Here is a 15,226-nt window from a genome sequence, read left to right as displayed (position 1 = left end):
AATTTTTGCCCTTATCCAGTTTGGGTATAGGTTACAGCCGTCGCATGGCGGCTGGTGACAGCTTCGCTACTTTTACCCCTTGTTTAGAATGCCTGTTTCGTATGCCTTATGTAAGGCATCGAAATTAAAACCATTAGCGTTCATGGTGCTAAAATCCTTGTGTTCATTTTTTTAGGTGAGCAAGCAGCCGTTTCATCTTGGCGGAGGAGGCGGCTGCTCAAAATCTGTCTAAGAGCGGTGTCAACCTTGCTATTACTGGGTCGATTTCCGGTTCTTGGATTGGTTCAATTGATTGAATCATGTCCGAACATTCAATTTGTTGAATTATGTCAACTTGTTGAACCATGCCCGTTTTTTGGTAATTAATCTGACTTTGATTTACTGAATATTCCGGAGCCTGATAGGTTGCTGGTGGTGTCGGGGAATGCGCTACTGCTAACGATTGTGTGATATTCCAACTCGTTTTTAGGTGAGAACCATAACGAGTTAAAAATACTACAAACAAATTTGATAGCGAATCAATACCCGTAACTGCTAGCAACTCCTCTGCGAACGGTTTGTGCTTTTGCGGCAGCACTATCCGCGTTGTGGTCATATGTGTTCGTGTTCTTGTTGGGGATTTGTTGAGGATTTATTCAGAATCTTGGTGTGCTTTTTGAGAACTTAAGTGAACAAAATAATCTTAGCATAGAATTGCCATGCGTCAAGATGGCGATTCTATGCCAATGTCCCAGAAAGAGCATTTATGTGGATAATCAAGATGGAGAACCCGCAATATGATTCAATGTCAAAGAAAACCACTATTGTTTTACCTGATGCAATTTACGAGGACTTGATACGTTGGGCTGAAGCAGAAGGGCGCCCTACAGCCAACTTAGCTGCGTTCTTGGTTGAACAATCAGTACGAGCCAAGTTTAAGGACAAATACCCGGCACCACCAAAATAAAAAAAAGGACAGAGTTAAAACTGTCCCCAAAAAGTTGTATAAAAAAAAAGACCCTGTGGTGGAACACCGGGTTTGGGAAACTTCAATTTCAAACTTGCACATACTCCTAGGTATGTTGCTTGCTTGTCGCATTACTGCGTCGTGCTTCCTACAGCTACAAACTGTAACTGCAAAAAGGTACTCTGTCTGATTCAATTACTTTATTATTCCCATGATACCTTTTCGCAGCAAAGACAAGCAACCAATCAAATGTACTAATTAGGGTATGAAGGTTTGAAGTTGGTCAAGGAACAAAAATTATGACCGACACAATTAAAACAGAAATAGCAACTAGCTTTGAAATTCCAACCCAAACCGTTTTTGGGAATGTATCAGAACCACCAGCAGCGAAAAACCCAGCAGAAGCTTCCAGGCTGAACGACAAACATTATAAGGAGTGTGTGTCGAACAGAGGGTTAAGTCCTGAATGGGTATTGATGAACGCACGTTCGATGGATGCCAAAGAAGCGTCCGAACGTTTGGGTTACACTGCAAAGTCAGATGGTATTTGGCTTGAGGGATGGAACGGTTTTGGACAGTTTCGCCCAAACAAACCCTGGAAGAATGAGGGGGATAAAAAGGCACCCAAATATAGGACTGCTACCGGGGAAGAGTATGACGCAATGTTGCCCAAACATCCTACCAATAGGCAATATTGGACGGATTATATAACTTTGCGGGAATTAGCATGGAAGATTAACGGGCATCCTTGTTTACTAATTACCGAAGGGTTGTTCAAAGCGATTTGTGCGTGTTTTAATGACATTCCTTGTGTTGCATTAGCAGGCGTAGAGCAAGGTTTGACGAGTGCTAAATTAGACCCTCAAGGGAAACGCTACTTAGTCGAGACACTTGAACGCCTTGCACGAGAAGGTTTTGGTTTCATAATTATTTTCGATGCTGATGCTGCAACGAACGACAATGTAAATATTGCCCAGCACAAACTAGCTGTACAACTGAGTAAATTTAAAGTACCTGTATATATAGGTACTGGGTTGTGGAGCGTAGAGGAAGGTAAGGGCATGGATGATTACATTCAGAAAAACGGAGCTGATAAATTCAAGCGCGAAGTTTTGGGCAAGGTTGTTAACTTAGAATCCTGGGAGAAGCAGTTTAGCTCGTATGAAACTGATAAAAAATTACCACCAAGAGCTATTGCGTGCGAGTTGGCTCTCGAATTTAGAACTCTTTGGAAATATGATTTAGAGCAACAAACTTGGCGCCGATACAATGGGAAGGTTTGGGAAGCGATTGATAGCATAGTTTTTAAAACTGAAGTTTACTTGCAACTAAAAACAATGTCGAATGCTGAATGCAATTATTCTTCCTACGTCGAGAACGTTATTTATTTCCTGCAACTGGAGTTATTACAAAAAGAATGGAACTCGTTCGACCGTAGTAAATGGATTGCGTTTTCGGATTACGTTTTAGAGGTAGAAACAGGATTTCAGCATGAACATAGTCCAGGTTTTATGTTCACTTCTCACCTTAGTCATAAATGCCCCAAACTGGCTTGGGAGAAAGGAGGAGACATAATAGAATTATCAAGGCTTCATGCTCCAAACTTCTACGCTTATGCGATGTATGCTCAAAACGGAGATGTAATGAAAGTACTAAAAATGCTTGCATTTATAAACGGTACTTTAACTTATCAATTTTCTGCTTTGCAAATGTTCATGTTGTTACTGGGAGCGCCAGGTGCAGGGAAAGGAAGCTTTGTCAGAATCTTAGAAACAGCCGTAGGAAAAGGGAATCATACAAGTGCTAAACTGCATCGCTTGGGAGATGACAATGTAATTGCAGCAATTATAGACAAGCAATTAGTAATATGTCCAGATGAGAAAAAACAGAGTACAGATATTTCGGGTTTGTTATCCTTAACCGGAGGGGACAGTATACCCTATCGTCAAATTTATAAACCAGCAAGTAGTTCCAAGTTCCCAGGTTCTCTAGTCGTGGTTGCAAATAATAATCCTTTTATTGGCGATACAACCGGAGTTGATAGACGCATAAGTTTATTGCAATTTGATAATCCAATTCCTGTTAGAGATTGTGGGATGGAACAGAAAATGCAAGAAGAGGTAGGGATATTAATTTCTTTGGCATTGTCGATGGATTGTGTGCAAGTCAAAAATCTAATTGCTGGAGTTGACTCAGGGTATAGTCCAGATATTAAACGTTTAACCTGGTTGCACAAAACAGAGAATGATTCGGTTGCAATGTTTGTGGAAGAAATGCTGGTTCCTGCTTCCCCTAACGAATACGTAATGCTTGGAGGTAAAGGAGATAATAGTTCAACATTATTCGGCGCCTATCTAAAAATGTGTGAGGAAAACGATGGACGCAGTAATTACACCAGGAACAATTTCAAGAAACACTTAATTGAAATATGCCACGAAATTGGTTGGGTACAGGTTCGTGAAACCAGATGCGGACCAGGCTTTAGAGTTTATGGTGTAAGGCTTAGAACCGAAAATGATAATAGCCCTAGGGTTAGTGATTGGTTTGGTAGTACAGATGGTCAGTGTAGAGAGTGTAAATCCAGTGTAGATGTTAGTGTAGACCTCAAACCCTTACAGGATAAGGAAAGTGTAGATAGTGTAGATAATTCCTTACCCAAAGTAAACAGTGAGAACAGCAAGCAACCAATGCAAGTAGATGAATCTGAGAACCCGTCGGGTGACTCGAAAACCTACACTGCCTCTCAAGCTATACAGGATAAGGATTTGAAGACTACACCAGTATCTACACCAACCTACACTCCTACACTAGGAGAACAAATAATACAGACTTTTGATAATACTTCTGCACTAGGCAAAATAATCCTTGAAGCAGCCGATACCTTAGAACTAGACGCATTTGTTCTAACTTGCACACCGGAACAAGTGAAGAAAATCAAAGCTGCAGCGAAACTTGTTTGGCGCCCAGGATGCAATTCGTTTGGTGAGTACCGAGGTGAAAAATGCGAATTGATGGAGTTTGGTACTACGAAACGCACCTGGAAAGTTCGCCCTGTAAGTGGTTCCGAGACAATCAGTGTCAGTGTTTATGATGTGGCACCTTGGTTGGGGGTTTAGAGTTTGAGTTATTTCACTTATTTGAAGTTGTAAAACCCCGCTGCCAGGTTACTATTCCAAAAATCCCAAAATTTGGGGTAGTAGCGGGATTTAAAATGATTTGGTTATGGAAATAGTGAGGGGTGCGAGTTATGGCATTGAGGGTAAAAGTTACGCGGGCGGATTTTGAATCAGCATCTTCAGACGGATGGGTTGATGGATTGGTACAGGGGAGAAAAGGGTTTTGGGCATATGTGGAACTGGGTTCTGAGCAGGAATACATTCCCAGCTCAAATGATGACCCCAGAACTGAGTATCGACTTTTTAGGGGGTGTGATGTATTTCTTGCTGAGAGTCAGGAGCAGTTGGAGTCTGTAACTGACAATAGCAATGCTAAATTAACTAACATAACCGTAATTTTGTACTGCTAACCAACGGAGCTAATTTCGGCACTAAGTTTTGAGCGAACCGGTCCACGTCGCTTAATTGTCTGAGGTTGGATTTTATCTCGGTTCGCTTCGAGATAATCTCCCAGTTCGTCCATAGAAACCTCGACTTTTGAACCGTCTTTCAGGTAGACAGTAGCCATTAGTTCGCTCTCGGATGAAGGAATTTGTTCCATTGTTGTTGTGTAACTTGGTTGGGAACCGTAACTTATATTATTGTATTACCTTCCCATATGCTCCTGACTACTGCGCGCGCTGCGGTAGTATAGGTACAGTATCGGGGGCAATTTTATAGTCTTTCTTGTCGCAGTTGGCGCCCAAACCCGTAGCTCTGTACTGTTTTCTGAGCAAGTAATAAATGGTAAACAGTAGTCATGCTTTTTGCGCTCCAGGTGAGAATCCATAACTTATATTGTTAGGCTATCTATATATATATTGATTTTGGCGCCTGCATCGGGTAAGCATTGCTTAATGGTGTAATGGTACGCTCCTCGTACAAAAGAGAATGTCAATTTACTAGTATTCCAGTCCCCGATTCCTTTTATTTTCTGCTTCAAGGCGCCCTGTACTTTCTTGCCGCGAATACTCCAACAGTTCGGTATTCCAATCAGTAGTTTTTGGTCGTGCTATAGTTGTTTGCGGTAGTAACTCTTTAATAGCTCGTGCCATTGAGTGTCCCGTTTCATCGCTATCGCAGGCAACAGTAATAGCAGGAATGTCTTTGAGAAAATCCAACGGTAAGCTTTTGGGACTATCGACAGCTAAAAACATTGTTCGCGTCGGGGACATACCAGAATGTGCAGAAACAGATAGCGCAGCACATGAAAGCGCATCGATGGGGGATTTACAAATAACAACTTTTTCAACTTCATCGGTTGGCTTACCACCCAAGTGGAAGTAAAACCATCCTTTTGTTCGCTTCGTACCAAGCGCGTATCCCATAAACGAGTTGTCTTCTCCCCGCGTTCCTCGTAAAAATGCGCCTGTGGTTTCTGTTTTAAGTGATGGCGCCTCGTTTGGAAGCTCGCGCATTGTAAATACAGCATTTTGCTGGTCGTCAGCATAGAGCCATCCGTTAGAGCGAAGGGCAGTAATAAAATTTTCTGGCAGTCCCCTAGTTTTTGTCAAATAATTATGTACTGCTTGCCACTTCTCATCATCCTTTTTTGGAAGTACAAATTGCGGTGTTGGTTCTTCTGCAACAATTTTAGTGGCTTGTGTTTCTACGTAAGCTTTGGTAGCACGCAGCATTCCAAGAGACCCAAAACGGTCATGTAACCAGGCAACCGAAGACCGAAAATTACACCCAGCAACGTGCATTACCAAATCAATAGCCCCACCGCCACCTTTTTCTGCTGTAAAGTCGTACCATTTAGAATCATTAATATTGATAACTTGCCCTAATCCCTTCCAACGGTTCTCTCCTTTATCAGCTTTATCCAGTCCTAAATGCCACGCTACATCCTCTAAAGGCAAGTCTCTTAATTGGTCTGCCTGCTGCTTCCAGTAAAAATTCTCTTCTTCCAATTCAGCTACACGGTTTTCTAGCTCAGAGCGTAATTTCTCAGAAGCATTTGCTTTTTGGGATGCCCGTTTTTCAAGTTCTATAATTCGACGGTGGTCAGCCAGTTGATGATTGATGGTTTGAATTGTTGGGTCTGATTTTATACGCTTAAACAATTGCTGTGCCGTTTCTCCTTGCTTTGGCGCCAGTCTATCTAATTCGAGGGTGAGGGGTTCAGAATTGACTGAAGAGTAATATTCTTTAACTTTGGTGTGGGTGGCTTTACTGCCTTTGACCCCGCGTTCGATACCTAAAGGCGCCAGTGCTTGAGCATAAGAATCTTGAAACTTGGATAATTTTATACTAGCTTGGCGCCCATCACCCCCAAACATCTCTTTGTGGCTTAATTGTTTGGTTTTGTCGTTGATGGGGACGATGTAAGCGTGGATGTGGGGGGTCGCTTCATCTAAATGTAGCTCCGCGCGGACGCATTTATCACCAAAGTTTTCTTGTAACCATTTGGACGAAGCATTGGCAAAGTCCCACATCAATTCTTCATCCCATTCCCCAGCCTTTGATGGGTCATGAGGACGAAAAAATTCTGGAGATGCCGATAAAAAAATTTCGCTGCACAGTACTGCATCTTTACGCGGTTTGTGTTTAGTATGGTCATCTATTTTAGATAAAACTATTTTTTCTAGTTCGGGGTCATCATCCTCACCAATTAACCGAATATTTTCTTTATAGGGGTCAGCGTTTGGTGTATCTTGAAGACGAGCAGTATGTTTTTCACTGCCGCCCACACTACCCAAACTTTTTAATTTACCAACGCGCATAATGGCTTTTGCGGTCATTAACAAAACCCCCACCAATAATCTGGGAACACGACCCGAAGGGCGAACGTACTTCTGTGTCCGAGGGAGCCGTCCAGGCGAGCGAGGATGGGCGGTGCCCACCCCGAAGGGGCACAGAAGTGAAGTGAGTACACTTCGATTATATCGAAGCCCACCCGAAACTGCTTTTGGAGGAGACGAGCGGCGTCGGCACAGTAGGAAAATGGCAGGAAAATGGTAGGATTACTGTGCAGCAAAGTGCTTGATATCAACAGACTAATATCAAAAATTCCTGCCATTTTCCTACTCGATAAATCTATGCCTTTTGATATAGAAGGCAAGTTACGGCATGGTGACGGTGCGACTACAACACAATTTGTGTTGGCTGGCATGGGAAATTTTAAATCAATTATTTTTTACACATAAATTTAACGAGTACCCCCGAAATTTCTTTGGAGGAGACTCAAGGCTTCAGCGTAGGAGGGAATTAGTAGGGATTTTTTATCCGCTAGCTTGATGGTGGACACAAAATCCCTACCATTTCCCTACCAATAAAATCTATGTATGAAGATATAGAAGGTAAGTTATGGCATGGTGACGGTGCGACTACGACACAATTTGTGTTGGTTGGCACGGGAAACTCCTTCCCCAATTATTTTTTTAAACATAGATTGAACGAGTGGCGCCCGAAATTATTTTTTTGGGAGAGCGGGAGACACGCTTCGATTTGTCAAATATAATTCATGACCAATTAGTGATAAGAGGGGGACTAAATAGGGACTAAATAGGGACTAATCGGGAGTAAATCGGGAGTCACCATCATTATTGATTAGTATTAATATACTGAAAAGCCATGTTTTATCCCGATTTACTCCCGAAACACTCCCGATTGACTCCCTTTTTTATCCCTTTTTACTCCCTCTCCCAATTATTGAGTATTTATACTGTAAAAATATTCGACAATGTATTACAAATGTAGTTTAAATGTAGTTAATTCAGATGGGGTAGCGCGCGCTCTTGTCCTGATTGAAACAAATAAAAAAAAGGAAATAACTGGTTATCTGCTGTATTTCAACCAGGGTTAAACCTAGGTGTCACCTAGGTTTAACCTAGGTGTCACCTTACTTGGGTGTTCGGACAAAATTAATTACACAGAATTAGGCTGAAACCCTTGTCCAGCCTAGAAAACAACGTGTAATTATTTTTAGAGAGGTACTTATTACGTCGGGCAGTGGCTTATGGTGATTTTAAATCAAAAAAGTAATTCGATTCGCAGTTTATGGCTGTTTTGCTTTGATTTGGTGTCACCTAGGTTTAACTAAGGTGTCACTTAGGTTACATCAGTACAGGTTGGTTCGATAGTTAACTAACTCTGTACTGATAAATACGGTTTGTTAATCGATAAACCGTAGGAATAGATTTATGTAAAAGCTTAAACCCTTGGCAAGTGTGCTATTGATTAAAAAAAACATTTATAAAAAGGCGCCCGAAATTATTTTCGGAATCGGAATCGAGTTTAAAGGAATAAAGTTTTTAATTGGAGACAAAATGGAGTCAATTGGAGCCAACTTATAAGAAGACCTGATTGATTTTTATGATTTGGAGCGTTTTGGTTGGCTCCAGTTGACTCCACCCCAAAATAAAAATACTGATATCCTCAATCTGATTTTTTTAGGTATTTTTTACCAAGACAATCAAAGTCAAAAGAAGCCAAAAGAAGACTTTACAAGCTTGGTTATTAGGAAAACTGATAGAAATTCTCGTTCTTGTTGTCTTGTGTTGTCTTATATTGGTTTTACTCGTCTTAGACGAATTTTTGTGAGTGCTGCGAGTCTAAAAAGCTTACAAGGCAATACTTTGAAGGAGTTGCTGTGGTTGCTTTTTTATACTCGTATTATTTCAGGGGCACTCCGTCTGCATGAATTTGAAGCGTGGAGCTTGAAAAATCAATTGTGTATATACTACACAATTTAATTATTTTAAGTCGATTTGACGCCAATTAATTAGAAAATAATAAAGGGAGTCGGGCGCCCCGACTCATGATGCTAACAATTATTATTAAAACTTATCCACATAAAGATTTGTAAAATAGCTAAAGCAGCAAAATGATTACAGGAATCAATCATATTACTTTATCAGTGTCTGACTTGGAAGCATCTTTTGACTTTTACACCAAAGTTCTAGGGTGTCAGCCCGTCGCTAAGTGGAAAAGGGGTGCTTATTTATTAGCAGGTGATTTGTGGCTGTGCCTATCCTTAGATAGGTACGCTCGCACAAGTCAAGACTCTGAATATACTCATATTGCTTTTAGTGTTTGCGAGCAAGACTTTGAAAAATATCGCGCTCACCTGCTTGCTTTAGGAGTTCAGCTGTGGAAGCAAAACACGAGTGAAGGCGAATCTTTATACATTCTTGACCCAGATTACCATAAACTTGAACTGCACATAGGTGACTTGTGGACAAGAATTGCGGCTGCTTCTAAAGCTCCCTACGAGGGTATGAAGTTTTTTGACGTACCAAGCACAGGCTTCCTGTAAAACGTAAGTTCAGCGGGCATGGCTGGCACCCCCTATATTTTATCTGAAAAAACGGTATATTTATAACTTGATTCGGGTTTACATAAGTTGATTCAGGTATAATAAACTTTGTTTTAATACTTGATTCATGTTTGTATTGGTGTTGGTAATTTTTCGTTCTGGGTTTTTGGTTGGTGTGGATGTTTCAAGTATGAGTTGTGTTGACATAACTTGATTCATCTAAATATAAATTGGTTGGTGATTGACAACTAACCATTGTTAATCAATTGCTGGATATACTTGATTCAGGTTTTAATTTAATTAACACACTTGTGGTTGAAACGAGCAGTGGGCAGTGGGGAAACATCATGAATAATATGCCTTTAAACCTTTAATTAAAAACTACTGCCCATTGCCGACTGCCTTACCCGTTGGGCGGGGTCTTAAACCGAATGGTACGCTTGTAATGCTCAAAAGCTTCCTGCGACGCGGGGATTCGGAGACACTCTTACGCTTCGAGGACATAGGTGGGTGACCGCCGAGATACCTGCTCTAAGAGGCACGTCGTAAATTAATATGTGCGAACCTTTATACGCACGAGAGAGTGGAACCCTCGGAAAGGCACTGACGTGGCATATAAAGTTTATTTTTATTTTAATTGAATTAGCATTGCTATAGTCGAATATTGTTGATGCAAGAGCGATGAGATTAGCAACCACTGTTGGAGTTAATACAGGAGATTCGCCAAATGAATACATTAGTTTCAAAGAGCTTTTTTATAATTGGAGTAATGGTGTGGTTAATTATCAGGATTCCCTATCAAAGAGAGCAAAAAGAAAACATAATTATTAATGACCAAAAAACTATACAAGAAAAGATAGTTCGTCTTTTGGTATTGATGGGGATAATGTTTATCCCTTTGGTTTATGTTCTGTTTCCAAGGTTAAATTTTACAAATCACTCTCTACCGATTTGGGCAATTGGATTAGGTACTGCAATTCTTGCACTTTCACTTTGGTTGTTTTGGCGCAGCCATCACGACTTAGGGAAAAATTGGTCATCAACGCTGCAAATTCGTGAAGGGCATACATTGACAACCAATGGTGTTTATCAAAATATTCGTCATCCAATGTACACTTCTGTCTTGCTACTTTGCATTGCACAAGCACTATTGCTTCCTAATTGGATTGCTGGTCTATCTGGATTAATTAGCTTTAGTATCGCCTATGCAACACGAGTTAATCAGGAGGAACAGATGCTGCTCAACAGATTTGGCTCGGAGTATGAAGCCTATAGGCAACGCACGAAGCGATTAGTTCCTTATTTGTTTTAAGCTATTCTAATTTAATTGGAGTTGGATGGGGTTGAGGGATAACTTTAGCACTGCTTATGGGGGTGAAATAAGCAGCGGTACAGAAAGTTACGTTAAGGAATTGAATCACCAGGAAGAAAAACTGTACCAATTGAAGGGTCTTAAATTTTAGAGTCTGAAACCCTCGCTGTATCGTACTCGTTTGCTGTGCCAAATAGAGTATAGATTAATTGATACTTTGAGGATAGCACTGGACACTGTGAACGAAGTGTAAATATATTGCTGTGCAGAGTGTTTATACAGTAATGGTTTCAGCCTTAGCGTAACTTTCTGTACCATTGCTTATCTGACCCCTTATGCCTGGACTTTAAGTGTACTTGTAAGTGGCACCTGTAGTGTTTTCAATTTGGGTGTAATTAAGGCGCCCGATTATCGACTGGGGGGGTTTCTTAAGGGGGTATCCCCCTTGAGCCAGTCTGCCTGTGCCGAGCGAGTAGCGATGGTAAAACGTAAGTTTTAAGGCATGGCTGGCTCCCTACCGAGGCGCCGGGGGTCACGGAAAATTTGGAGCATGGGAACTGTGGGTTAATTATAGAGTTGGGAGCCAAGAGAAAAGCGTGGTGCCTGTTTTTCACTCTGCTAGATAAAAAAAAAGTCATTATCGGAGCCTCTGGAGCTTTCATTCCCTGCACGTAGAAGTGTTTTTTAACAAACAACGCTTGCCCTTGAAAGCGAAAGATAAACTTGGATATCAGGGAAGGGGGCATACCATCAAGACTTTTATTACCGTCACCCCCATCGCCCCCTTCCCTGATATCTCTACGTGTTATCTCGCTGTCAAGGGTTTGTTTAAAAAGGCTTTGAGTAAATAATTTTTTAACTTTACCTACACATATATATAGATAAGAATGCGTGACAGTCAAGTTTTGGGAGTTTTTGTTTGATGGACGGCGCTTTGCTTGGAGCAATTCCCCACCGCTGGGTTACTATCCCAAAAATTGAAAAAATTGAGATAGTAACTTCAGGCGCCGGGGGTTAGCTTACTTTAATCCCACCACCAGAAGGTGCGAAGGAAATTGGCTATTTTTTCCAACTCCCGCACCCAAACTGGTATTGCGGAAGGAAGAAGCCTCGCGACTAAAACTAAGAATCCGATGATAGGTTGCCAAGTTCGGCAGAATCTTCGAGCTTTTAGCAGGATAGAGGTTTTATTTTTTCTCCTGGCTACGTTGCTCTTTGGAGTTTCATAAGTACGTTCTCGAACATAGAGAGGATGACGAAGCTTTATCAATTTACTTAGAAAGATTCCGCGACCCCAATGCTAAGGTATACTCGCCCGACCAAGGGTTTGATGACCCTGAAGTTGTACCAGTACTCAATAAACTGTTGTCCAAGCAGCGCAATCCAGATTGATATCAAATTCAAATTACCGAAGCTCGCGCGCGCTACGAGTTTTGGTATTGGTACAGGGCTTGGGGCAATTGCCGAGTCTTTCTTGTCGCAGTTGGCGCCCGAACCTGTAGCTCTGTACTGTTATAGTCGCAAGTAATAAATGCGTCAAAGGGGTGTGTGCCATCTTGGTGTATGACCCGCTGTTGTAAAAAATCAAAAAATTACAACACTAAAATGCGGCACTGGGATAGTTTTAGGTTCTCTCCTAATTTTCAAGCTTCAACATCCTCTCCTCAATTCCTTCCCAAGTAGATGGGGACACTCGCACTGCTGCATCTTTACACTCAATAATTAAGCGATTTGCATAGAGGTAATTGCTTAGTGCTTTAATTTCTTCTTTAGATAAATTAAGCATTTCTGGGGTGAGGTTAAAAGCATGAAGCCATGTTTCTATGAGTTGTTTAGTAAATAACTCGCGCACAGTCCTTGGCTGTTCATCACTAGGAATTAGAGTTTTAAGTGCTTTCAATTGGGCAATTAATGCAGTATAATTTACATTATTAAAAATTCGATCATCTTTTAGCAAGTTCGCAAATTTTATAAATCTGTTGATGGCGTCGGTGTTGGCGTAGGCGATGGCGATGACGTAGGCTTCGGCGTAGGCGTAGGCTTCGGCGTAGGCGTAGGCTTCGCCGTAGGCGATGACGATGGCGTTGGCTTCGGCTTCGGCTTCGGCTTCGGCGTTGGCGTTGGCTTTGGCGTTGGCGTTGGCGTTGGCTTTGGCGTTGGCGATGGCGATGGTGATGGTGATGGTGTAGGCGACGGCGTTGGCGTAGGCGTTGGCTAATGCACGTTTACCTACAGGTTTAATATCACTCGCAGAACCTGTAGTTTCTTCGTGTGCCCAACGTAGCAACGCTTGTAACTTAGGAGTATTAATATAAGAAAGGGCTTGTTTTTCAATTAAAAGCAGTAATTGGTCAGTTCTATCCATTAATCCTGCAACTAAGAGAAAAACTTCTTGCCAGCGTGTATTTGCAAGTTCTTTCTTCACCAACCCCTCAATTTGATTGCTACTTACTATATATTGAGCAGTTAGATACTCTTGAAGCGTTAGGTGAGAAAAGGAAAGTACGTCTTTGGAACGTTCTACTAAAATACCCTGTTGGATTTGAATTGCTTCTAAAATTACGCTTGCATCTAGGTGTTTTGGCGCATTCAAATTATCTGCTAGAAACTTGCTAATTTGTGCTTCTACTTCACGCTGGCTGAAAAATAGCTTATTCTCAACAAAATTGTCATTGGCTATTTCTGCCAGCATCATTTCTTCCAGTTTAAAATTTAAATCTTGGTAAATGGGGTCACGTTGCACACGCTTTTCTGATGCCCATTTTTTTAATAAAACATCCAATGCTTCACTGTACAGTAATGCTCGATTTTTAGGGAAAATTTGAGAGTCATCAAATACCAAACATAATAATGTCAACAATAGCGGTGTTTGTGCTAATTCCTTAGCCGAAGCATACTCTGGTTGTTGTAACAATGAGTAGCATCTTTGTGCTGTATTTACCTGTTTGTCTTGCTCTGATTGAAACCAATTATTGATGAATTGCTCTATTTGCTCGTCATCAAAATCTGCCATTACTACATCATTAAACCGTTTAAAACGGCTACGATAAGCCGCAGTGCGACAGGAAGCAATAAAACGGTTTTGTGAGTGTTTATCTACAAAATCTTGAATTTTTGTAATTGCTTTATCTAGTTGTTGAGTTGGTATTTCATCCAAGCCATCAAGTAATATTAATAATTTACCTTTCTCTAAAAGCTTTTTAGTTGAATCTTGTGGCTTGGGAAAACCACAGCTTTCTAACTCCTGAATAATTGCTTGTTCTATATTTATTTTACCTGTGGTAAATCGCTTTAATTCCAGAAACACTGGAACACATTCATGCTTATATCCACTATTCTTACCTTTCAATGCCTCCAAACCCAGGCGCCGTAAAAATGTAGATTTACCCGCACCTGGTTGTCCTAGTACCATCAAGTATTGCTTTTCGTTAGCAACCTTAAGTCCGTCTTGTTTCTTAGACTCTAACTGAAACCCGCGCGTCTGTGACTTACGAAAAGCCTCTTCTAAATTATTTATCGACGCAAACGCTTTAATTCCTTCCTCCCCTAAAAACTGTACTGCTGTATAAACATCCTCAAGCTTTACTGGTTCGTGCATCCCCAAAACTTTGAACTTACCGTGGCGTTCTTTAATATAAATACCAATTTTATCGCGCGCAGTTTGTATTAATTCATCAATATTTATAGTCTCAGTTAAAGTACTAGTAAATGACTCAGGAGTAATCTTTTGTAATTTAGGATTCCCAGGATTTGAATCTTTGGCAGCACGAACTAAGTCTTGAATCCATCCTTGAGATTCTGCTGTTGTTATTAAATTAAAAACAACATCTCCTAAATTACTTCCTCCAGAAACTACATCTAAATTTCTTTCTAATTTAAACGACAACATCTGCTGTAATGATGATTTAGTTGGAAAAGCATCAAGTAAAGCTTGTTGTAAATTCCTACGCTGCTGCCCATCCATAGTGATGTTGCTGATTATTGTAAAATTTTACACAATGACTACAGTACTGTTAAACTCAATTCTGGAAAAGTAACAAAATTTTACATTGGATAAAAAACACTAAAAAGTACAAATTAGCTATATAGGAGAGCGAGAATCCGAAAATTTTCGCTCTCCCTTGGGTTGCATAGCACCGAGATACTTGTAAAAACCTGCAAGATGGTCTGAAAACACTTGTTATGTCTGGGTTTAGCAATTTACTCATAACAGGAAATAAAAACATTGGAAGTGCATATTGCAGGTTTAAATTATGCAATTGGATTTTTCCCATACTTTTCAAATAAATCGTTTAACGCTTCTGTCATTAAAGCTTGAATCGATGTTTCTTCGTCCATTGCAAGTTGCTTTAATTGTTTACAAGCAGCAGGGTCAAAATGTACGGTTATGGCTTTCTTTCCACGTCGAGAAGGTGGTATTTTATCATTAGCATCATTATCTGAATTTTCAAGCGGTTCTATTTTTTTACTGACTTGGCTCCTGTTAGGTTTTTTAGAAGCATCGTTCAAAGCAGCGGCTAGGTTAGGTTTTTTAGGCATAGTTCTGTGTCCAG

Annotated in this window: 13 protein-coding genes; 7 read left to right on the top strand and 6 right to left on the bottom strand. The window is 40.7% G+C overall.

What is annotated here, in order from left to right:
* Window positions 1–217 precede the first annotated feature (217 nt).
* Window positions 218–595: a hypothetical protein gene (locus tag DSM106972_RS52990; RefSeq protein WP_186538352.1), complete on the bottom strand. Its 378-nt coding sequence runs from the start codon at window positions 593–595 to the stop codon at window positions 218–220.
* 189 nt (window positions 596–784) lie between these two features.
* Here DSM106972_RS52990 and DSM106972_RS48610 point away from each other — a divergent pair, with 189 nt between their 5' ends.
* From DSM106972_RS48610 to DSM106972_RS48600, 3 genes are all read left to right on the top strand, one after another.
* Window positions 785–946, top strand: a complete 162-nt coding sequence (locus tag DSM106972_RS48610) for a ribbon-helix-helix domain-containing protein (RefSeq protein WP_127087446.1) — start codon at window positions 785–787, stop codon at window positions 944–946.
* Between the two features lie 299 nt (window positions 947–1,245).
* Complete coding sequence (locus DSM106972_RS48605; RefSeq protein WP_127087445.1) at window positions 1,246–4,062, top strand: DUF3854 domain-containing protein; 2,817 nt, start codon at window positions 1,246–1,248, stop codon at window positions 4,060–4,062.
* A gap of 131 nt (window positions 4,063–4,193) precedes the next feature.
* Window positions 4,194–4,472 carry a hypothetical protein gene (locus tag DSM106972_RS48600; RefSeq protein WP_127087444.1) on the top strand — a complete coding sequence of 93 codons (279 nt, stop codon included), beginning with the start codon at window positions 4,194–4,196 and terminating at the stop codon, window positions 4,470–4,472.
* Here the strand turns inward: DSM106972_RS48600 and DSM106972_RS48595 are convergent.
* Both DSM106972_RS48595 and mobV read right to left on the bottom strand, forming a co-directional pair.
* Window positions 4,469–4,663 carry a hypothetical protein gene (locus DSM106972_RS48595; protein WP_127087443.1) on the bottom strand — a complete coding sequence of 65 codons (195 nt, stop codon included), beginning with the start codon at window positions 4,661–4,663 and terminating at the stop codon, window positions 4,469–4,471. The two genes, DSM106972_RS48600 and DSM106972_RS48595, sit on opposite strands and share 4 nt — an antisense overlap.
* Before the next feature lie 340 nt (window positions 4,664–5,003).
* The gene (mobV, locus tag DSM106972_RS48590) at window positions 5,004–6,845 is read right to left on the bottom strand and encodes a MobV family relaxase (RefSeq protein WP_127087442.1); all 1,842 of its coding nucleotides are present in this window, start codon (window positions 6,843–6,845) and stop codon (window positions 5,004–5,006) included.
* Between the two features lie 213 nt (window positions 6,846–7,058).
* Between mobV and DSM106972_RS54585 the strand changes: the two genes are divergently transcribed.
* Together DSM106972_RS54585 and fos are read left to right on the top strand one after the other, a co-directional pair.
* A complete protein-coding gene (locus DSM106972_RS54585; RefSeq protein ID WP_127087441.1) occupies window positions 7,059–7,250 on the top strand; it encodes a hypothetical protein in 192 nt (63 codons plus the stop codon).
* A gap of 1,679 nt (window positions 7,251–8,929) precedes the next feature.
* Window positions 8,930–9,361, top strand: a complete 432-nt coding sequence (gene fos, locus DSM106972_RS48580) for a fosfomycin resistance glutathione transferase (RefSeq protein WP_127087440.1) — start codon at window positions 8,930–8,932, stop codon at window positions 9,359–9,361.
* Window positions 9,362–9,439: 78 nt separating this feature from the next.
* Here the strand turns inward: fos and DSM106972_RS55250 are convergent, their stop codons facing one another.
* Window positions 9,440–9,568, bottom strand: coding sequence for a hypothetical protein (locus tag DSM106972_RS55250; protein WP_267901240.1), 129 nt, complete (start codon window positions 9,566–9,568; stop codon window positions 9,440–9,442).
* A 520-nt stretch (window positions 9,569–10,088) separates the two neighbouring features.
* Here DSM106972_RS55250 and DSM106972_RS48575 point away from each other — a divergent pair.
* Both DSM106972_RS48575 and DSM106972_RS52375 read left to right on the top strand, forming a co-directional pair.
* Window positions 10,089–10,673, top strand: a complete 585-nt coding sequence (locus tag DSM106972_RS48575) for a protein-S-isoprenylcysteine O-methyltransferase (RefSeq protein ID WP_186538350.1) — start codon at window positions 10,089–10,091, stop codon at window positions 10,671–10,673.
* A 1,215-nt stretch (window positions 10,674–11,888) separates the two neighbouring features.
* Window positions 11,889–12,065 carry a DUF6887 family protein gene (locus tag DSM106972_RS52375; RefSeq protein WP_170213656.1) on the top strand — a complete coding sequence of 59 codons (177 nt, stop codon included), beginning with the start codon at window positions 11,889–11,891 and terminating at the stop codon, window positions 12,063–12,065.
* Window positions 12,066–12,309: 244 nt separating this feature from the next.
* Here the strand turns inward: DSM106972_RS52375 and DSM106972_RS48570 are convergent, their stop codons facing one another.
* The gene (locus tag DSM106972_RS48570) at window positions 12,310–14,637 is read right to left on the bottom strand and encodes an effector-associated domain EAD1-containing protein (RefSeq protein WP_222596579.1); all 2,328 of its coding nucleotides are present in this window, start codon (window positions 14,635–14,637) and stop codon (window positions 12,310–12,312) included.
* A 287-nt stretch (window positions 14,638–14,924) separates the two neighbouring features.
* Window positions 14,925–15,212 carry a ribbon-helix-helix domain-containing protein gene (locus DSM106972_RS48565; protein ID WP_127087439.1) on the bottom strand — a complete coding sequence of 96 codons (288 nt, stop codon included), beginning with the start codon at window positions 15,210–15,212 and terminating at the stop codon, window positions 14,925–14,927.
* Window positions 15,213–15,226: the final 14 nt, after the last annotated feature.

It is taken from the genome of Dulcicalothrix desertica PCC 7102 (assembly GCF_003991905.1).
Taxonomy (GTDB): Bacteria; Cyanobacteriota; Cyanobacteriia; order Cyanobacteriales; family Nostocaceae; genus Dulcicalothrix; species Dulcicalothrix desertica.
The sequence above is the reverse complement of the archived record's forward strand: the minus strand, read 5'-3'. Positions and strand labels throughout refer to the sequence as shown.

Bases quoted from the DNA above. Each gene is read 5' to 3' on its own strand.
- DSM106972_RS52990 (WP_186538352.1), bottom strand. From the start codon at position 595: ATGACCACAACGCGGATAGTGCTGCCGCAAAAGCACAAACCGTTCGCA.
- DSM106972_RS48610 (WP_127087446.1), top strand. From the start codon at position 785: ATGTCAAAGAAAACCACTATTGTTTTACCTGATGCAATTTACGAGGAC.
- DSM106972_RS48605 (WP_127087445.1), top strand. From the start codon at position 1,246: ATGACCGACACAATTAAAACAGAAATAGCAACTAGCTTTGAAATTCCA.
- DSM106972_RS48600 (WP_127087444.1), top strand. From the start codon at position 4,194: ATGGCATTGAGGGTAAAAGTTACGCGGGCGGATTTTGAATCAGCATCT.
- DSM106972_RS48595 (WP_127087443.1), bottom strand. From the start codon at position 4,663: ATGGAACAAATTCCTTCATCCGAGAGCGAACTAATGGCTACTGTCTAC.
- mobV (WP_127087442.1), bottom strand. From the start codon at position 6,845: ATGACCGCAAAAGCCATTATGCGCGTTGGTAAATTAAAAAGTTTGGGT.
- DSM106972_RS54585 (WP_127087441.1), top strand. From the start codon at position 7,059: ATGGTAGGATTACTGTGCAGCAAAGTGCTTGATATCAACAGACTAATA.
- fos (WP_127087440.1), top strand. From the start codon at position 8,930: ATGATTACAGGAATCAATCATATTACTTTATCAGTGTCTGACTTGGAA.
- DSM106972_RS55250 (WP_267901240.1), bottom strand. From the start codon at position 9,568: ATGTCAACACAACTCATACTTGAAACATCCACACCAACCAAAAACCCA.
- DSM106972_RS48575 (WP_186538350.1), top strand. From the start codon at position 10,089: ATGAATACATTAGTTTCAAAGAGCTTTTTTATAATTGGAGTAATGGTG.
- DSM106972_RS48570 (WP_222596579.1), bottom strand. From the start codon at position 14,637: ATGGATGGGCAGCAGCGTAGGAATTTACAACAAGCTTTACTTGATGCT.
- DSM106972_RS48565 (WP_127087439.1), bottom strand. From the start codon at position 15,212: ATGCCTAAAAAACCTAACCTAGCCGCTGCTTTGAACGATGCTTCTAAA.